The sequence below is a fragment of the Streptomyces venezuelae genome (genome assembly GCF_008642335.1).
Lineage (GTDB): Bacteria > Actinomycetota > Actinomycetes > Streptomycetales > Streptomycetaceae > Streptomyces > Streptomyces venezuelae_F.
Window position 1 is genome coordinate 552388 of sequence record NZ_CP029191.1, and the last position, 18890, is coordinate 571277.

Consider the following 18890-nt stretch of genomic DNA (forward strand, 5'->3'; position numbering starts at 1 on the left):
GAAGGGACGCACGGTCACAAGAATGATCGAATGACAAACAGGGGGCGCATACTCAAGATCACCGCCGCGCTGACGCTGTCGACGCTGGCCCTGACCGGCTTCACGACGGGCCGGGGTCACGGCGGCGGCAGCCGTCACAGTGACGGGGGTGGCGGCGGCGGTTGCAGCAACTCCAGCCAGGACCACGACAGTTCGTCGTCGAGCAGCTCGGGAGGTACGTCCGGTTCGTCGACGTCCGGTTCGGGCTACGACGACGATGACGACGTGTACGGCGGCGGCGACAGCGGGGACGGGGGCAGGAACGGCAGCGGCACGCACCGGCGGCTGCCGACCGAGGACTCCACCTCGTCGAGCTCGTCCGGTTCGGGGGGCAAGCGCACGGAGGACGCGACGGCGAAGCTGGTGCGCTGCGCGACGAAGGCGGCCCCCTACGCGACGGTCGAGGTCACGAACAAGAACGACAAGGCGGGCCGCTTCTGGGTCTCGGTCACGTTCGTGGACGCCGACGGCATCACGGTCGTCGAGCAGTCCGAGAAGGTCAAGGTCCCCGGAAACGGCAAGGCGACGACCCGGGTGGAGGTCGGCGGCGGCGGCCTCGCCGACTCGGTGCGGCGCTGCGAGGTGGACCCGCAGGCGCTGCCGGTCTCGGCCTGAGCGGACGCCGCCGCAGGGCGCACGGTCGGGGTCGGGTCAGGCGCCCTCGCCGTCCAGCACCCGCTGGACGGCCTGCTGGGCCTCGTAGAAGTCCGCGTCGGAGACCTTCGGGTCGTCCTCGACGGTGTCGAGCCAGTCCGCGATCTCCTCGGGCGTCCAGAGGTCGAAACCCTTCGGAATGTCGAGCGTCGTGGTGTTGGCGCGCAGCTGCTCGGCGGCGGCTGCCTCCTTGACGCTGCGTGTGCTCACTTCGATCATCGTGTTTCTCCCCTCGGGTCCGGGAACGGACGGGCGACGTTGCCAGAGGTGGGGCCTGGATGTCCAACTGTTGCGTCCGGTGCGACCAGGTCCCTGTCAGGAGGGCGGCAGGGTCTGCTGCACCACGTCCGTCAGGGCGCGGCCCAGCGGCAGGTCGATGCGGGTGGCGAGGCGGTCGCCGCGGGTGGGGCCCTGATTCACGATGAGGACCGGAGTGCCGGACTGTGCGGCCTGGCGCACGAAACGCAGGCCGGACATGACCGTCAGGGACGAGCCGAGGACCAGCACGGTGGCCGCTCCGTCGATGAGGCTCCGGCACACGGCCACCCGCTCGGGCGGGACGTTCTCGCCGAAGAACACCACGTCCGGCTTGAGCACGCCGGTGCCGCAGGCCGTGCACGCCACGGTCCTGAAGCCGCGGACGGCCTCGTCGGGCAGGTCCACGTCGCCGTCCGGGTTCACCTGCGCCGCGCGGTGGCGGGCGGCGACCTCCTCGAAGCCGGGGTTCGCCCGGCGCAGGAGGTCGTCGAGCGTCGCTCGGTCGTGGGTGGCGCCGCAGTCCAGGCAGACGACGCGGTCGAGGGTGCCGTGGAGCTCGACCACGTTCGGCGCTCCGGCGGCCTGCTGCAGCCCGTCCACGTTCTGCGTGATCACCCCGGTGACGAGGCCCGCTCCGGCCAGGGCCGCCACCGCGCGGTGTCCGGCGTTCGGGCGGGCCCCCGCCATGGACCGGCGGCCGAGCTGACTGCGCGCCCAGTACCGCCGTCGCGCGTCCTCGCCGCCGATGAATTCCTGGAACGTCATCGGCACGTGGTTGCGGCGGAACGCGCCGTGCTCGCCGCGGTAGTCCGGAATACCGGACTCCGTCGAGAGGCCCGCGCCGCTGAGCACGACGACGCCTCCCGCGCGCACCGCGGCGACGACCGCCGAGAGGTCGGTCGAGGCCGGAGGCAGGTCGCCCTGCGGCTCCCAGGTCAGCGTGGGTCGCATCCGCATGTTCTTCAGCTTAGGGCCGGACTCGGACAGCGCCCGTGGTGATCGGTTCGCCTCACGCGTCCGCCGTGTCCTGGAGCACGTCGCAGGTGTTCTGGAACTCCTCCATCAGGCGGGTGGCCTCGACGATGAGGACCCCGTACGGGCGGGACGCGTCGGCCAGCGGCAGACTGTGCTCCTGCGCTACGTCGAGCACCTTTTGCAGCGCCTCCTGAGCGGTCTCGGCCAGCCCGCACAGCTCCTTGGCCTGGTCGGCCAGCGTGTCGGAGTCGAGCTGGACGAGGACGTGCACGATGTCGCGCAGGCTCGCGGCGAAGTCGGCGTAGGCCTCAAGGGCCGGTGTGTAGGTGTACGTGTCCTCCGTCTCGCGCCACCGGCCGAGACTGCGGGTCAGCGAGGCCAGCTGGTAGACCGCGCGCTCCATGGCGCCGAGCGCCTGCCGGTAGCGCTCGAAGCTGAGGTAGCCGCGGTGGGCGGGGAGCAGCCGGCGCGGGTTGAACGGCACGCTGCTCTCCGCCGTCCTCAGCCCGGCCCGCGCCTGGCCCACCGCGTCCTGCACGCGCTCGCCCGCCTTGCGCCACTGTTCGGCCCGGTCGGCGTCCACGTCACCGCTGCTCAGGCCGTCGGCCATGTCGTCGAGGAGGTACTCCATCTCCGCGGCGAGGGCGCGCAGGCCCTGCTCGGCGCTGCGGTAGCGCAGCGGGGGCGCGATGCACAGGTTGACGACGAGGCCGATGCCGCAGCCGATGAGGACGAGGAGGATGATCTGCCCGAGCTGGAGGGCCCGGTCGGCGTTCGTGGCGGCGGCGGCGTACGTCGAGAAGGCGAAGAACGCGGCGGTGGCGACCTGGGAGCGCTGCTCGCCGAGCGCCGTCCACTGGCCGAGGCTCAGCGCGATGGCGGCGACCACGACGAAGGCGAACAGGTCGGGGCCCGCGGTGAAGCCGATCGCGGCCTGCACGGCCACGCCGACGACGACAGCGGCGACGTAGCGGAGTGTCTGCCACACCGACTTCTGGAGCGTGACGTTCATGATCAGTACCGCGGAGAACGGTGCGAACGCGGGGGACGTGGCGTTCAGGAAGTCGTGCGCGATCCACCACGACAGCGTCGCCGCGAGCACGCGCTTGGCGACGAGCAGCACCGTGTGACGCTCGTGCCCCGACGAGCGCCACGCCCGCGCCGCCCACGCTCCACCACTACGCAACCGCTTCACCACGCGCTCCGACCGCCCTTTTGTGCTCGATCCCGCCCTCGGGGACTTCAGACACTGTGTAACCCGCATCGATCACTTGAACCCGGGTCGTCGTCACCATTGCCGCATCCGGGCGGTGATCGCGCGGCGACACGCGGAAGGCCCGGACGACCTCGATGGTCGTCCGGGCCTCAGAGCCTGTCTTTGAACCCCCGACTGCGTCTCGTGCTCTCGTGCCCCTGGGGGTCACACCTCGCCGCGCCAGGCGCCCGTCTCCGCTCCGCCGCGCTTCTCGATGAACTGCTTGAACCGCCCCAGGTCGCCGGTGACCTGGCGCTTGACGAAGCCGAGCTTGTCGCCGACGGTCTCGGCGAGGCCGTCGGGGTCGTAGTGCATCTGCAGCATGACCTTGGTGCGTGAGTCGTCCAGACGGTGGAAGGTGACGACGCCGGCCTGCTTGGCCTCGCCCTCCACCGTGGTCCACGCCACGCGCTCGTCCGGGATCTGCTCAGTGATCCTGGCGTCGAACGTGCGCTCCACGCCGTCGATCTTCGTCACCCAGTGGGTGAGCTTGTCGGTACGCTGCTCGATCCGCTCCACCCCTTGCATGAACTCGGGGAACGTCTCGAACTGGGTCCACTGGTTGTACGCGGCGCGGACCGGGACGTCGACCTCGATGGACTCTTCGACTTGCGACACGGATACACCTTTCCTCGCGTACGTCCTGATGCGGCCACCCGGCCGACCTCATACGGGCCGACCGGCCGGCGCATCTCTCTCTGCACTCGCGAGTGCCCGGCACATCCGTTTTCACTCACGCACTCCACACGTCACAGGTGCCGCGTGGTGCTCTTTTGGGGGTGCCGATCTTGGGCAAGCGGGGGAAGTGATCTTCATACCCGTCCACCGACAGGGAGAGCAATGACCGTGTCCCCGCGCCCCGTTCGGCGGACGAACCGCGAGCGGCGCTTCGATCTGCGTACGACCGCTCTGTTCTTCGTGCTCGTCGCGATCCTGCTGGTCGGCGCGGCGGCTGTGGTGCGTGCCGCGGCCCACATGGTCGAGAGCCGTCCGCTGTGGATCGGCTCGCTCGTCGTCGTGGGGCTTTCGGCCGCCTGCCTCGGCAGGTCCCGGTGGCGGCGCTTCTCGGCGGCGAGGTATGCGCGGCGCGCGGCCGTGGCGCTGGAGGAGGCGGCCGAGCGGGCGTCCGAGAGCCTGGAGGGCACGCGGACGCCGGCGGCTGCCGCGACGGTCGCCGCTCCGGTGGTTCCCGCCGTCGCGGGGGACGGCTTCGCGCCGGAACCCGCCCTCGGCACGGAACCCACCCTCGTGGTCGACGCGGAGGAAGCCACAACCGTCGTCGTCGAACCGCCCGTTGTGTACATCGACTACGGCGAACTCGACCCCGACGCCTTCGAGCAGGCCGTGGCCGACCTGTGCGCCCGCGACGCGTGCCAGGGCGTGGAAGTCGTGGGCGGCGCCTGCGACTTGGGCGCGGACGTCCTGGCGGTGGCGCCGGACGGGCGCAGGATCGTCATCCAGTGCAAGCGCTACGGCGAGGACAACAAGGTCGGCTCGCAGGACCTGCAGCGCTTCGGGGGCACGTGTTACACGGTCCACGAGGCGGACGTCGCCGCGCTGGTGACGACGAGCGACTTCACCGCTCCCGCCCTCGAATACGCGGAGCAGTGCGGCATAGTCTGCGTGAACGGCGCGGAGTTGCGGGCGTGGTGCGACGGCACGGGGCCGAGCCCGTGGGACCTGGTGGCCGTCGACGCCTGACCGACCACCAAGGACACACGGACGTACGGATCAGACCTTCGCCGCGACCTGCCGCGCCGCGGGCACCGGACCGTCCTCGCTCAGGCCGAACCGCGCGTGGAACCTTCGCAGCGGCCCCGGCGCGTACCAGGCGGAGCGGCCGAGCAGCCGCATCGCCGCCGGGACGAGGATGCCGCGCACGGCGATCGCGTCGATGAGGATGGCGAGACCGCTGCCGAGGCCGAAGAGCTGCATGAAGCTGATCTCCGCCGTGCCGAAGGCGAAGAAGCTGACCGCGATCAGGGCGGCCGCCGCGCTGACGATGCCTCCGGTGTGCCCGAGGCCGCCCGTCACCGCGGACTCGTTGTCCTCGCCGAGGTCGTGCAGTTCCTTGATGCGGCTGGTGACGAACACCTCGTAGTCCATCGAGAGGCCGAAGGCGACGCAGAACATCAGCACCGTCATCGACGTCTCCATCGGCTGCGCGGTGAAGCCGAGCACCCCGGAGAGGTTGCCGTCCTGGAAGATCCAGGTCATCACGCCGATGGTCGCGCCCAGGCTGACCGCGTTGAGGACGAGGGCCCGCAGCGGCTGCACGACGCTGCCGGTGAAGAGGAAGAGCAGCAGGAACGTGGTGACGACGACGAGGCCCACGGCGAGCGGCAGCCTGCTCGCGATGGAGTCGTTGGAGTCGACGAGTTCGGCGTCGCCGCCGCCGACCAGCGGGTGTGTCCCGGCGGGCGGAGCGGTCGTCCTGACCTCTTCGACCAGGTCCTTCGCCGCGTCGGACTTCGGCGTCAGGGTGCTGACGACGTTGAGCTGCTGCGCGGTGGGGCGGCCGAGGGCCGGGTTGCCGGGGCCGGTCGCATCGGCCTTGCCGTCGGCGTAGGTACCCGTGCCGGTCTCGACGCGGGCGACCCCGTCGAGCCCGGACAGGCGTGCCGCGTAGGCGGTCAGCGGTGCCTTGTCCACGTCCCCGTCGATGACGACGTGCAGGGCCGCCGCGTCGTTTCCGTGAAAGTTCTCGCGCAGTGACACGGAGACCTCGCGGCTCTTGGCGTCCTCGGGCAGGACGCGTTCGTCGGCCGTGCCGAAGGTGATGCCGAGCAGCGGACTCGCCGCGAGGAGCAGGACCGCGAGCACGGGCAGCGCGGTGAGCGCGGGGCGGCGCATGGCGGTGCGGGCGAGGCGGCCCCACACCGAGGCCTGGGCCCCGGTGCCCGGTACCGGGGACCCGGTGCGTGCCCGCTTCGCCCACGGCATCCGCCCGCTGTTCACGCGGTGCCCCAGGACGTTGAGCAGCGCGGGCATCACGAACAGGGAGGCGAGGGCCGCGATGACGACGACGCCGACGCCGGAGTAGCCGAACGAGCGGAGGAAGTACTGCGGGAACACCATGAGCGCAGCGAGGGCGGCCGCCACGGTCGCCGCGGAGAACGCGACGGTGCGGCCCGCCGTGCTCATCGTCCTGCGGACGGCGTCCTCGACGCTCGCCCCCGCCGCGAGCTGTTCCCGGAACCGGCTGATCATCAACAGGGCGTAGTCGACGCCGAGTCCGAGGCCGAGTGCCGTGGTGAGGTTGATCGCGAAGATGGAGACGTCGGTGACGCTGCCGACCACGTACAGCTCCGCGAAGACGCCCACGATGGCGATCAGCGCGATGGCGAGCGGCAGCAGCGCGGAGACGACGGTGCCGAAGACGACGAGGAGCAGCAGGAGGATGAGCGGGACGGCGATGGTCTCGGCGAGGACGAGGTCCTTCTCGGTCTGCGGCCCCATCTCGTGGCTCACGCCGGCGCTGCCGCCCGCCTTGACGGTGAGCGTGTCCCCGTACGTTCCGGCGTAGTCGTCGATGACGCCCTTGGCGTTCTCCTGCTGCTCCATGTCGTGGCCCTTCACACGGGCGAGCACGAGGGCCTCGCGGCCGTCCTTGGAGCGCAGATCGGGGCTTTTCGTGTCCCAGTACGAGACGACGTTCTCCAGGTCCCGTTCCTTCTTCAGGTCGGCGACCAGCGCCTCGCCGCCGCGCCGTGCGGCGGGGGCGTCGATGCGGCCGTCGGCGGCGCGGACGAGGAGGACCAGGTTCGTCTCTCCGCCGAGCTTCTCGTCGATGACGTTCCTGGCCCGGGAGGACTGGGAGGCCGGATCGTCGAAACCGCCCCCCAGCAGCTTCCCGAACGCACCGGCTCCCAGGACGCCCATGAGGGCCACGACCACTGCGGCGACGATGAGTACCAGCCGCGACCGGCGGATCGCCAGCTCGGCTATGCGTTCGAACACGCGCTGTCTCCTTCATAAAGGGGTTCATGTACGGCTTCATGCACGGGTGTTGCGGTGACGGGCGCAGCCGACGCTATCGGGGCACAACAAAATTGAGCAGTGTTAGATTTTCTTCACGGGATGCCGCATTCCGGCCCCGGAGCGCGGGAGAGCGACGTACGGTCGCCGTATGTCCACCTACGAAGTCCCCGCGCCCAGACCGTCGTTGCGCGAGCGCCGACGGGCCGTCGCCGTCGACGAGATCGTGAGCGCGGCCGAGGCGCACATCGCCGAACACGGACCGCACGCCCTGTCATTGCGCGCGGTGGCCCGCAGCCTCGGCATGACCGTGCAGGCGCTCTACCACTACTTCCCGAGCCGGGACGATCTCGTGACGGCCCTCATCACCAAGGCGTACGACGACTTGGCGGACGCGGTGCAGGCCGCGACCGAGACGGTGGAGGACGACCCCGACCTGCCGGGGATGATCGTCGCGGCGGAGGGGTACCGGCGCTGGGCGCTCGACCACCCCGAGCGGTTCCAGCTCCTCTACGGAGCGCCGCTCAGGCACTACCACGCCCCCGTCGACGGCCCCACGACGGAGGCGAACCGACGGATGAGCGCGGTCTTCGAACGGGAGCTGTTCCGCGGGTTCGCACCGGAACAGCTGGCGGCGGCCGACACGCGGTCCCTGTCCCCCGCGTTCCTCGGCCACCTGGCGCGGCAGGCACCCCCGAGCGGCACCGCCCTGCCGCCGTCCGCGACGGCCCTGCTGCTGAGTGTGTGGGGCTATGTGCACGGCATGGTCGCCCTGGAGGTGTTCGGGCACACCGGCTTCCTCGGCGCCCACCAGTCCGAGCTCTACCGCATGGCGATGCGGAACCTGTACGAGGACGTGCGACGGCGGGTCCCGCGGCAGCCGTGAGCCGCGGGACCCGCCGTCAGGGGGTCGTCAGCGTGTCACCACATGGCGTTCGTCCGGCACGCAGTGCGTCATCGTCAGTCCTGAGACGTCGCGCGGCGGGTTGTTCCCCAGCCGCAGGAGGCGGCTGCGGTCCTCGTCCGTCAGCGTCTGGCCCTGCAGCGGTTCCAGGTGCGACACGTCGTCGGCACCGATGCCGAGTCCCTTGCCGACGCGCAGCCCGAGGTCGTTCTCGACCAGCAGGAAGTGCCAGACCATGCGCTCCTGCACCGTGCGGTCGCACTGGGAGATGAGGTTCACGAAGTTGTTCACGAGGTCGTCGCGCTCCCAGTCCTCCATGAGCAGATAGCGCTGACCGGCCTGGAGGTAGTCGTTGGTGCGCGGGATCCGCTTGCGGGTGAGCCGGCCGCGGACCTCGGGACCCTGCTCGTCGTGCGTGGGGTACTGGTCCTCGCGCAGCCCGCCCGTGATCGACGGCTCGTAGTTGACCTCGGGGTTCTCGTTCGCCGCGCGGTTGTCGTACGCCATCGAGCCGTCGCGCTGGTTGGTGCACACGGTCGCGTTCTTGGCCCGGTTCACCGGCAGTTGCAGGTAGTTGGGGCCGACGCGGTAGCGCTGGGTGTCGCTGTACGAGAAGGTCCGCCCGACGAGCATCTTGTCGTCGGAGAAGTCGAGGCCGTCGACCAGGACACCGGTGCCGAACGCGATCTGCTCGTTCTCGCCGAAGTAGTCCTCGACCGTGCGGTCGAGCACCATGCGGCCGACGGCCTTGGGCGGGAAGTCCTGCTCCGGCCAGGTCTTGGTGTCGTCCAGCGGGTCGAAGTCGAGCTCCGGGTGGTCGCCGTCCTCCATGACCTGCACGAGCAGCTCCCACTCGGGGTGATCGCCCCGGCGGATCGCCTCGTACAGATCCTTGGTGGCGTGGCCGAGCTCGCCGGCCTGCACGTTCGCGGCGTCCTCCTCGGTCATGCTGCGCACGCCCTGCTTGGGCATCCAGTGGTACTTGACGAGGACGGTGCCGCCCTCGGCGTCGACCCACTTGTAGGTGTTCACGCCGAAGCCCTGCATGTGCCGGTAGTCGGCGGGGATGCCGCGGGGGCTGAAGAGGTTGACCAGCATGTGCATGCTCTCCGGGGTCTGCGACATGAAGTCGAAGATCCGGGCGGGCTTCTGCTCGTGCGAGACGGGGTCGGGCTTCAGCGCGTGGATGACGTCGGGGAACTTCACGGCGTCCCGGATGAAGAAGACACCGAGGTTGTTGCCGACCAGGTCCCAGTTGCCGTCCTCCGTGTAGAACTTCACGGCGAAGCCGCGCGGGTCGCGGGCGGCCTCGGAGGAGTCGCGGCCCCCGATGACGGTGGAGAAGCGCAGGGCGACATCGGTGCGCTTGCCGCGCTCCTGGAACAGCTTGGCCCGCGTGTACCGGCTGATGGGCTCGTCGCCCCAGCTTCCGTACGCCTCGAAGTAGCCGAAGGCGGTGGCGCCCCGCGCGTGGACGACACGCTCCGGGATCCGCTCCCGGTCGAAGTGGCTGATCTTCTCCAGGAAGTGGTAGTTCTCCAGCGTGGCCGGGCCCCGCGCGCCGACCGTGCGCTGGTTCTGGTTGTCGTAGATCGGGTGACCCTGCCGGTCGGTGAGCACCGGCCGGGAATCGTCCGCCGGTGAACCCATGCTCGATACGTCCGTCATGACCGTCGGCTCCTTGACGAGTGACCGTGTGCGCGGACCTGCGTTCCGGCACGCGTGCGGACCGGACGGAGGAACACCGGTGCCCGGCCCGTCCACGATCACACAGATGTGCCGGGGGCGCCGCGCCAGACGACCGGAGTTCCGCCGTTCAGCTGTCGGGGCGTTTTCGGACGCGTCGGGGGGTTACCTGGTGCGCAGGCTCGCCTGGGTGGATCCGCCCCTGAGGCGCGAAGGCCTGCGACACGCTTCAGTGGAGGTTGCGGTGGTTCAGGACAGTCGTGAGAAAGGCACCGGCGTGCGACGGATCAAGGGAGTCTTTCGGCGTGCGGGCAGGGCCTACTCCTCCGGCGAGGAACACCGGCTCGGCGGTCACGCCGGCGCCGTGGCCGCGTTCGGCGCGTACACGACGGCCTGGGGTGCGGCTGTGCGGCTGCGGAAGACCCCGCTCCCCGAGCGTCCCGAGCCCTGGGACGTGCTGTTCGCGGCGGCCGCCACCTTCCGGCTCGGCCGCCTGCTCAGCAAGGGGTCGGTGACGAGCCCGCTGCGGGCGCCGTTCACCCGCTACGAGGAGGCGTCCGGGCCCGCCGAGGTCAACGAGAGCCCGCGCGGGAACGGCGTGCGGGCGACCGTGGGCGAGCTCGTCACCTGCCCGTTCTGCCTGAGCGTCTGGCTCACCACCACCGTCACCGGCGCCGCCCTGCTGTGGCCGAAGGCGACGCGCACGGTGACGGGTGGCCTCTCCGTGCTCGCGGCCGCCGACGCGATGCAGCTCGGTTACGACTGCCTGATGCAGAAGAACGCCGAGTAGACCGGGCGGGGAGCGTCGAACGAGTCGAGGGGCAGAGGGGAAGAGGGGAATGGGGGAAGTCAGTGGCGTCCTTGGTCTACACCAAGCGCCCGTGTCCCAGTAGTCTCGTCCGTGGCCAGCAGCACACCATGGTGACCTCCCCCCCCCTTTCGCCGCCTCCAGGAGGATCACGGTGAACGTTCGCACCAGAAGCTCTGCCGTCATCGGCGCTCTCTGCCTCGTCACGTCCGTCGCCCTCGCCTCGGCGTCCGCCTCTCCCCGCGACGACGCGGCGAAGGTCGCGCTCACCAAGGTGGCCACGGCCAAGAATCCGTCCGCGGGCACCGCGGGCCCCGGTGGCGCCGTCTGGATCGCCGAACGCGCGGGCACGGTCCGCGTGTTGGGCAAGCAGGGGCTCGGCGAGCCCGTGCTCGACATCTCCGCCGAGACCACCACCGACGGCGAACGCGGCCTGCTCGGCATCGCGTTCGCCAACGACTTCAAGCACTTCTACATCTCGTACACGGACCTCGAAGGCACCAGCACCATCGACGAGTTCGCCGTGCGCAAGGGCAAGCTGCGGCCGGAGACCCGGCGCACCGTTCTGACACAGACGCAGCCCTACCCGAACCACAACGGCGGCGACATCAAGTTCGGCCGCGACGGCTACCTCTACATCGCGTTCGGCGACGGCGGCTCCGGCGGCGACCCGCACGGCAACGGGCAGAACCTCGACACGCTCCTCGGCAAGCTGCTGCGCATCGATCCGCGGGGCGGCAAGCCGTACGCGATCCCGCGGGACAACCCGTTCGTCGGCGACCCGAAGGCGAAGGACGAGATCTGGGCGTACGGACTGCGCAACCCGTGGCGGTTCTCGTTCGACAAGGGCACGGGCGACCTGTTCATCGGTGACGTCGGCCAGAGCGCCTGGGAGGAGATCGACCGCGCCCCGGCCTCCAGCAAGGGCGGCGAGAACTACGGCTGGTCGCAGATGGAGGGCACCCATCCCTTCCGCGAGGGCACCGAGCCCGCGAACCATGTGCCGCCGGTCCACGAGTACGACCGCACCGGCCTCGGCTGCTCCGTGACCGGCGGGTTCGTGTACCGGGGGAAGGAGATTCCCCAGCTCAGGGGCCAGTACCTGTTCAGCGACTACTGCGACGGCACCGTCCGTGCCCTGAAGCTGAAGGACGGCAAGGTCACCGGGGTGAGCGACCTGGGCGTCAACGGCGGCGAGGTCGTCTCGTTCGTCCAGGGCGGCAGGGGCGAACTGTACGTGCTCGACCTGGGCGGGCCGGTGTCGCGCATCGACCCGGCGGCGTAGGGGCGGCGGCGTAAGGCCCGCGGCACAGGTCCGGCGGCGCGCGGGCGCGCTCACCGTCCGTTGGCCGAGAAGTGCTGGTAGTCCGGGGAGCGCCAGCGTCCTCCCCACTGCCAGCCGACCTCGCGCATCGCCGTCGTGATGACGTCACCGTTCTTGATCATGCCCTTGGCGGTGCGTCGCCTGTCCAGATAGGCGGCGCCCGCCGCGGGGTAGACGCGCCCGTTCCTGTCCACGTACGGGTTCTCCAGCGTGTTGATGTCGACCGCGTCCCCGTACGAGTGCTGCGAGAGCCGTGACGGATCGCCGGTGACGGCACGGCAGTTGAACGCCGAGGTGTTGTCCGCCTTCATCGCCGCGACGTCGCTGCCGCCGTACGCCGCCATCGTCCGCATCCGGCGGACGGGGAACCGGGCGTCGAAGGCCCGGCCGAATACGTACAGCATCGGGCGCACGGCCTGCTCGCGCACGACGAGCTCACCGGCGTGGACACGGCCGTCGAACCCCCAGTGATTCATGCGGATGAGCCGCAGGCCGGAGGGCGCGACCGGGCACCCCGGGTGCCAGCTGCGGCCGAGGTCACGCGCGGAGACGGCGCTGACCCGCGCGTCCAGGGCGGGTTCCCGCCGCGTGTCCGCGGCGGCGGGCGGCGGGCCGACCGCGGTGAGGAGGACTGCGGCCGGGGTGGCGAGTGCGAGGAACGCACGGGCTCTAAGCGTGATCACCCCACAGGCATAACGCGCCCCCACGGCCCTGCCCGGTCCGCGCAGCCGCCCGTCGGCCGCCATTCGCCCGATTGGTGGGACCCTCGCCGCTCCTCGCCGCACCCTCGTTTTTCCTTTCTATGGACAAAGTGTGGACGTCACTCGACGTCATCCCTACGCTGAGCGTCGCTCTGCCACAGAGATCTGCGTAACCCACGACGGAACCACGCAGGAGGAAGAGTGAAGCCTCACCACGGAGCCCGAAGTACCGCCAGGGCCCGAAGATCCACGGGACTGCTGCTCAGCGCCTTGCTCGGAGCCGGTCTGCTCGCACCCGGCGCGGCCGCGGACGACGACGACGCGCGCCCGTTCGCGGACTTACCGCCCCAGGAACCCGGCGTCACCCTGCGCGTCTTCGACGTGCGGACCCCGCTGGAGAAGCTGTGCGACCTCAAGCCGGCCCAGACCCCCAACGTCGACAAGCTGATCCCGACGGCGGACTGGACGTCGACCGACGGCTTCGGCTTCAGCGACAACTTCGTGTCGCAGATCGTCGGGAACCTGAACGTGCCGGAGGCGGGCGCGTACGACTTCCGGCTGATCAGCGACGACGGTTCGCGGCTCTTCCTCGGAGGACAGCAGGTCATCGACCACGACGGGCTGCACGGCGCCGAGCCGAAGGACGGGAGCATCACGCTCAACGCGGGGTACCGGTCGCTGCGCATCGACCACTTCGACCGGGGCGGCGGCCAGCAGGTCACCCTTCAGTGGAAGCCGCCGGGCGCGAGCGAGTTCACGACCGTGCCGAACTCCGTGCTCAGCACGGACGCCGACGTCGTCCGGGTCACCGCGCCCGGCCGCAAGGAGTGCGAGGGCACGTACGACACACCCGGTGACGGCCTGCCGCTCATCGAGGTCAACCCCGGCTACCAGCTCACCGACCTGCGCCCCAAGGGATTCGAGCCGCAGGTCTCGGCGATGGACTGGCTGCCCGACGGCCGGCTCGCGATATCGACGTGGGGCGGCAGCAACGAGACGAAGGGCGAGGTGTACCTCCTCGACCACGTCACCGGTGACACGAGCCCCGAGAAGGTCACGTACAAGAAGATCGCCGACGGGCTCAGGGAGCCGATGGGCATCAAGTACGTGGACGGGAAGCTGTACGTGTCGGAGAAACACCAGCTGACCGAGTTGAACGACACCGACGGCGACGACGTCAGCGACGAGAAGCGGAAGATCGCCGAGTGGCCGTGGGGCAAGAACTTCCACGAGTTCGCCTTCGGGCTGCTGTACGAGAAGGGCGACTTCTATCTGAACCTCTCCGTCGCCATCAACTACGGCGGCGCGACCACCGACCCGCAGCCCGCCCCGAACCGCGGCACGACGATCAAGGTCAACAAGTCGACCGGCAAGGTGAGTTACCTCGCCGGAGGCCTGCGCACCCCGAACGGCATCGGGCGCGGTCCGGGCAACGACCTGTTCGTCACGGACAACCAGGGCGGCTGGCTGCCCGCGTCCAAGCTGGTCCACATCAAGCAGGACAGATTCTTCAACCACTACACGAACCCCGACGGGCCCTTCGACGACAAGCCCGTCACCAAGCCCGTGCTGTGGCTCCCGCAGAACGAGATAGCCAACTCCCCCAGCACGCCCATGCGGTTGAAGAAGGGGCCCTTCGCCGGGCAGATGGTGTTCGGCGACGTCACGTACGGCGGACTGCAGCGCGCGGACCTGGAGAAGGTCGCCGGTGAGTACCAGGGCGCGGTGTTCCGGCACACGCAGGGCCTGGAGGCCGGCATCTCGCGGATCAGCGAGGGCCCCGACGGCGCGATCTACACCGGCGGTCTGGGCGCGGACGGCAACTGGGGCCAGGAGGGCAAGCTCCGCTTCGGCCTGCAGAAACTGACGCCGAACGGGAAGACCGCCTTCGACATCAAGACGATGCGCGCCACGCGTGACGGCTTCGACCTCACCTACACGAAACCCCTCTCCGAGGAGACCGCGGCCAGGCTCACCGAGGGCGCGTACGCGGTCGAGCAGTGGCGGTACGTTCCCACGCCGGACTACGGCGGCCCGAAGGTCGACGAGGAGTCGCTGCCGGTCGCGTCGGCGAAGCTCTCGGACGACCGGCGCACGGTGCGGCTCACCATCCCCGGCCTGCAGCCGGACCGGGTCGTGCACGTCCGCTCGCCCCGCCCGTTCTCGTCCGCGGGCGGCGAGGAGCTGTGGTCCACCGAGGCCTGGTACACCCTGAACGCCAAGCCGGGCCCGCAGGAGCCCGTCACGACGTACGACGCCGAGTCCGCGAAGCTGTCGGGCAGCGCCGACATCGACAACGAGCACGCCGGGTTCACCGGCGGCGGCTTCGTCGACGGCTTCGGCGACAAGGGCGCGAAGGCGACCTTCGACGTCGTGGCCGACAAGGCGGGCGCGTACGACGTGGGGCTGCGCTACGCGAACGGCCCGCACCCCGCCCCCGGCACCAAGACGGTCGGCGTCAGCGTCAACGGCGGCACGGCGAAACAGACGAGTCTGCCGTCCACGGTCGCGTGGAACCGCTGGTCGACGAAGACCGAACGGCTCACCCTGCGCAAGGGCCACAACACGATCGCGTACTCCGTCGGCGCCGACGACACGGGTCATGTGAACCTCGACGCGCTCGACGTGCGCAGACCCGGCACGCGCATCGACCTGTTCTCCGGCGGCAGTGTCTCCACCGCCTGGCAACACGGTGACGGCCGCAGCGCGGAGTGGCCGCACAAGGCCGAGAAGTCCATGGAGGTGTGCTGCGGCGACCTGCGCACGAAACAGCACTTCGGGGACTTCAGGCTGCATGTCGAGTTCCGGGTGCCGAAGCTGCCGGACGACGTGACCGGTCAGGACCGCGGCAACAGCGGCGTCTACCTCCAGGAGCGGTACGAGGTGCAGATCCTGGACTCGTACGGCGTGGCGAAGCTCGCGGACGACGAGGCGGGGGCGATCTACCGGAAGAAGGCCGCCGACCGCAACGCGTCGAAGGCGCCGGAGACCTGGCAGACATACGACATCACCTTCCGTGCCGCCCGCTTCGACGCGGACGGCAAGAAGACGTCGGACGCCCGGGTCACCGTCGTGTGGAACGGCGAGAAGGTCCACGACGACGTGGCCGTGGACGGCCCGACCGGGGCGGGTGACGCCGAATCCGCGACGGCCGGCGCGATCCGGCTGCAGGACCACGGCAACAAGGTCCGTTTCCGGAATGTGTGGGTGGAGCCGCTGACCTGACCCGCCGTCACCCTCCGGCGAACAGGGTCGTCCCGTCGGGGCCGACCGCCTCGACGCGGGCGCCGTGTTCGACGGTGCGGCTGACCGTGCAGTACTTCTCGTGGGTCAGCCGGATGGCACGCTCCAGCGCCTCGGCGGCACGGGTGTCACCCTCGGGCAGGTCGAGTTCGTAGGAGACGCGCACGACGCCCACGCGACCGTCGTCCTCGGGCCGGGACACCGACTCGACGACGACGCGCAGGGCGTCGTGCTCGACGGTGCGGGCGGTGCGGTCCACGACGAGTCCGCCGCAGCCGCCGAGTGCGGCCAGGAGGAGCTCGACGGGGGTGAAGGAGGGCTGGGCGTCGGCATGGTCGGCGGCGGCGATGCGGACCTCGGCGCCGCGGTCGTTGCGGGCGGTCCAGTCGCGTTCGCCGTTGCGTACGGTCTCGATGCGGTAGTCGGCCATGGCCGAACGGTAACCAGGGCGGGGCTCGGTATGGCGCAGGCCGGTCCGACGGGCCTGGCTCAGGCGTCCGGTACGGCGAAGTCGCACCACACGGCCTTGCCCTCGCCGCGCGGCTCCACGCCCCAGCAGGAGGCGACCGCCTCCACGAGGAGCAGCCCGCGCCCGGAGGTGGCGGTCTCCGCGGGCGACCTCCGGCGGGGGCGGTCGCTGGAGCGATCCTTCACCCACAGGCGGACGCGTCGCGGCGGCCCGGAGAGCACCTCCAGGGTGAGGATGGCGCCTCCGTCGGTGTGGACGAGGGCGTTGACGAGGAGTTCGCCGGCCGCCACCTCCACGTCGTCGGCGACGGCGCCGAAACCCCACGAGGCGAGGTGTTCGCGCAGTGCGGCCCGCGCGTCGGCGAGCCCTTCGGGGTCGGCCTGGTGGACGTACCGGTGAATGCGCGGCTCCTGGGGCGTGCCGGGGTCGGGCAGTCTGCGCAGGACGAGGAGCGCAACGTCGTCACTCGTGCCCCAGCGCTGCCACAGCGCCTGGGAGAGGTGGTCCGCCAGGGCCTCGGCGCGTTCGGGGCCCTGGCGCATCACGTCGGCGAGGTTGCCCATGCCGGTATCGACGTCGAGAGTGGCGTCCTCCACGAGCCCGTCGGTGCAGAGCACCATCGTCTCGCCCGGCACCAGGTCGAGGCGGACCTCGGGGAAGTCCTCCATGCCGAACTCGGAGGCCAGGCCGAGGGGCAGCCCGCCGGGCACCCGGGGCACGCCCACCCGGCCGTCCACGTGGCGCACGAGGGGCGGCAGATGTCCGGCGCGGACGGCGCGCACGATGCCGGTGGCGGGGTCGAACTGGGCGTACGTGCAGGTGGCGAACCGCTCGGTGTCGAGCTCGGCGAGGAAGCGGGAGGCACGCGAGAGGACCGTGCTCGGCGGGTGGCCCTCGCCCGCGAAGGCGCGCAGGGCGATGCGCAGCTGGCCCATGATGGCCGCGGCGTGCGTGTCGTGCCCCTGTACGTCGCCGACGACCAGGCCGATGCGGCCGCGGGGCAGGGCGACGACGTCGTAGAAGTCGCCGCCGACGTCGCGGCCGCCCCACGCGGCGTGGTAGCGCACGGCGACCTCGCAGTCCGCGACGGCGGGCACCCCGCGCGGCAGCATGGTGGCCTGGAGGCTCTTGGCGAGATCCCGCTCCTCGTCGAAGAGCATGGCGCGCTGCAGCGACTGGGCGACGATGCCGGAGAGCCCGATGCAGAGGTTGCGGTCCGCGTCGGTGAAGTCCTTGCGGCCGCGGTAGAAGAGGCCGAGTCCGCCGATGGCGCGGTCCTGGGCGACCAGTGGCAGGAACGCCGCGGAGTCGAGCCGCATGCGCTCGATGTAGGGGCGCAGTCGGGTGAAGCGGCGCGCGAGGTCGGGCAGCGAGGCGACGAAGCGGGGCTGCCGGGTCATGACGGCCTCGGCCAGCGGCTGGGACTCGTCGAACTTGTGCAGTTTGAGTTCGTCGAGGGCCTGCATCGTCTGGCCCACCAGGGCGATCAGCTTCAGCTTGTCCCCCTCGACGAGGCCGAGGACGAGTCCGTCGGCGGCGAACCGGTCGAGGCCGCTCGCGCCGGACAGGACGGCGACCACGTCGTCGACGGTGACGGCCCGCGAGAGGGCCTGCGTGGTGCCCTGCACCATCAGGGCGATGCCCTGGCGGCGTTCCTCCCTGGGGTCGATGGCGGCGAGCTCCGCCCCGTCCTCCGACGCCGACCGCAGGACGCCGAGCACGCGCACGGCCCGGCCCTCGCCGTCGCGCACGATGCGTCCGCGCGCGTGACCGAGGTGGCTCGTGCCGTCCCTGCGCCGGGCGCGGAAGTACACGCCGTAGCGGTCCGCGCCGGAGGCGACGGCCTCGGTGACGGCGTAGTTGATGCGCACGGCCTCTTCAGCAGGGATGCGCCTCGTCAGGCAGGTCACGCGCCCGTCGAATTCATCGGGTCGCAGGTCGAGCACCGCGAGGGAACCGGCGTCGAGACCGAGCGCGCCGGTCTTCAGGTCCCAGTCGAAACCGCCCACGCCGGTGAGGAGCAGGCACTGTTCCACATCGACGGATGTCTTCTTCGCTGACGTCATGGTGGTCTCCGGTATGCCGCTCGGCCACCATAAGCCGCCCGCGCGTCACCCGCCCGCCGGAGTCCGGCGTGCCATTGGTCCCGTCAAACGTGACGTTGGTCCTGTGTGACTCGTCATTGTCGGGACATTCGCTCTGTGTCGGCCTGGGGATCCAGTGCCGACCGGAGCACAAAGAGAGGAACGTTCTCGTGGGCATCATCGCCTGGATCCTGATCGGTCTCATCGCGGGAGCCATCGCCAAGGCCCTCACCCCCGGCAAGGATCCGGGAGGCTGCCTGCTGACCATGGTGATCGGCATCGTGGGCGGCCTGCTCGGCGGCTGGCTGGGCAAGGTGATCTTCGGCGTCCACTCGATCAACGGGTTCTTCCACCTGTCGACGTGGATCGCCGCCATCGTCGGCTCCGTGATCGTTCTGTTCATCTACCGCCTGGTCTCGGGGAAGCGGTAGAAGCCGCCCGTAGGGCCTCTCGGGGGCGCGCATCCGGCCGGATGCGCGCCCCCGAGGCGTTTCCGGGTTCCACCGACTCCT

Annotated in this window: 16 protein-coding genes; 7 read left to right on the forward strand and 9 right to left on the reverse strand. The window is 70.5% G+C overall.

Annotation, left to right across the window (positions count from 1 at the left end; translation table 11 throughout):
* Nucleotides 1–30: 30 nt before the first annotated feature.
* Nucleotides 31–654, forward strand: a complete 624-nt coding sequence (locus DEJ49_RS02480) for a hypothetical protein (protein ID WP_150182162.1) — start codon at nucleotides 31–33, stop codon at nucleotides 652–654.
* A gap of 36 nt (nucleotides 655–690) precedes the next feature.
* Here DEJ49_RS02480 and DEJ49_RS02485 read toward each other — a convergent pair whose 3' ends face one another.
* The 4 genes from DEJ49_RS02485 to DEJ49_RS02500 form a co-directional block, all read right to left on the reverse strand.
* A complete protein-coding gene (locus tag DEJ49_RS02485) occupies nucleotides 691–903 on the reverse strand; it encodes a hypothetical protein (RefSeq protein WP_150182163.1) in 213 nt (70 codons plus the stop codon).
* A 105-nt stretch (nucleotides 904–1008) separates the two neighbouring features.
* Entirely contained in the window at nucleotides 1009–1908 is a 900-nt protein-coding gene (locus DEJ49_RS02490) for an NAD-dependent protein deacetylase (RefSeq protein WP_150182164.1), read from the reverse strand.
* A gap of 52 nt (nucleotides 1909–1960) precedes the next feature.
* A complete protein-coding gene (locus DEJ49_RS02495; protein WP_411757130.1) occupies nucleotides 1961–3121 on the reverse strand; it encodes an FUSC family protein in 1161 nt (386 codons plus the stop codon).
* Between the two features lie 225 nt (nucleotides 3122–3346).
* Nucleotides 3347–3799: an SRPBCC family protein gene (locus tag DEJ49_RS02500; RefSeq protein WP_150182166.1), complete on the reverse strand. Its 453-nt coding sequence runs from the start codon at nucleotides 3797–3799 to the stop codon at nucleotides 3347–3349.
* Nucleotides 3800–4021: 222 nt separating this feature from the next.
* Here DEJ49_RS02500 and DEJ49_RS02505 point away from each other — a divergent pair, with 222 nt between their 5' ends.
* Nucleotides 4022–4882, forward strand: a complete 861-nt coding sequence (locus tag DEJ49_RS02505) for a restriction endonuclease (protein WP_150182167.1) — start codon at nucleotides 4022–4024, stop codon at nucleotides 4880–4882.
* A gap of 30 nt (nucleotides 4883–4912) precedes the next feature.
* Here the strand turns inward: DEJ49_RS02505 and DEJ49_RS02510 are convergent, their stop codons facing one another.
* Entirely contained in the window at nucleotides 4913–7141 is a 2229-nt protein-coding gene (locus DEJ49_RS02510) for an MMPL family transporter (protein ID WP_150182168.1), read from the reverse strand.
* Between the two features lie 169 nt (nucleotides 7142–7310).
* Here DEJ49_RS02510 and DEJ49_RS02515 point away from each other — a divergent pair, with 169 nt between their 5' ends.
* Nucleotides 7311–8045 (forward strand): TetR/AcrR family transcriptional regulator, encoded by a 735-nt coding sequence (locus DEJ49_RS02515; protein ID WP_150182169.1) that lies wholly within the window; start codon nucleotides 7311–7313, stop codon nucleotides 8043–8045.
* A 27-nt stretch (nucleotides 8046–8072) separates the two neighbouring features.
* On the opposite strand, the gene DEJ49_RS02520 is transcribed toward DEJ49_RS02515, so the two are convergent.
* A complete protein-coding gene (locus DEJ49_RS02520) occupies nucleotides 8073–9731 on the reverse strand; it encodes a catalase (RefSeq protein WP_150182170.1) in 1659 nt (552 codons plus the stop codon).
* A 295-nt stretch (nucleotides 9732–10026) separates the two neighbouring features.
* Between DEJ49_RS02520 and DEJ49_RS02525 the strand changes: the two genes are divergently transcribed.
* On the forward strand, nucleotides 10027–10539 hold the full coding sequence (locus DEJ49_RS02525; protein WP_223832690.1) for a DUF1360 domain-containing protein: 513 nt from the start codon (nucleotides 10027–10029) through the stop codon (nucleotides 10537–10539).
* A gap of 172 nt (nucleotides 10540–10711) precedes the next feature.
* Nucleotides 10712–11842 carry a PQQ-dependent sugar dehydrogenase gene (locus DEJ49_RS02530; protein ID WP_150182171.1) on the forward strand — a complete coding sequence of 377 codons (1131 nt, stop codon included), beginning with the start codon at nucleotides 10712–10714 and terminating at the stop codon, nucleotides 11840–11842.
* A 50-nt stretch (nucleotides 11843–11892) separates the two neighbouring features.
* Here DEJ49_RS02530 and DEJ49_RS02535 read toward each other — a convergent pair whose 3' ends face one another.
* Nucleotides 11893–12564, reverse strand: a complete 672-nt coding sequence (locus DEJ49_RS02535) for a M15 family metallopeptidase (protein WP_223832691.1) — start codon at nucleotides 12562–12564, stop codon at nucleotides 11893–11895.
* 219 nt (nucleotides 12565–12783) lie between these two features.
* On the opposite strand from DEJ49_RS02535, the gene DEJ49_RS02540 reads away from it, so the two are divergent.
* On the forward strand, nucleotides 12784–15807 hold the full coding sequence (locus DEJ49_RS02540) for a family 16 glycoside hydrolase (protein ID WP_190329246.1): 3024 nt from the start codon (nucleotides 12784–12786) through the stop codon (nucleotides 15805–15807).
* Nucleotides 15808–15814: 7 nt separating this feature from the next.
* On the opposite strand, the gene DEJ49_RS02545 is transcribed toward DEJ49_RS02540, so the two are convergent.
* Together DEJ49_RS02545 and DEJ49_RS02550 are read right to left on the reverse strand one after the other, a co-directional pair.
* Nucleotides 15815–16255: an OsmC family protein gene (locus DEJ49_RS02545; RefSeq protein WP_150182173.1), complete on the reverse strand. Its 441-nt coding sequence runs from the start codon at nucleotides 16253–16255 to the stop codon at nucleotides 15815–15817.
* Nucleotides 16256–16314: 59 nt separating this feature from the next.
* Nucleotides 16315–18360, reverse strand: coding sequence for a SpoIIE family protein phosphatase (locus DEJ49_RS02550; RefSeq protein WP_150182174.1), 2046 nt, complete (start codon nucleotides 18358–18360; stop codon nucleotides 16315–16317).
* Nucleotides 18361–18548: 188 nt separating this feature from the next.
* Here DEJ49_RS02550 and DEJ49_RS02555 point away from each other — a divergent pair, with 188 nt between their 5' ends.
* Complete coding sequence (locus DEJ49_RS02555; RefSeq protein WP_150182175.1) at nucleotides 18549–18809, forward strand: GlsB/YeaQ/YmgE family stress response membrane protein; 261 nt, start codon at nucleotides 18549–18551, stop codon at nucleotides 18807–18809.
* The last annotated feature ends 81 nt before the right edge of the window (nucleotides 18810–18890 follow it).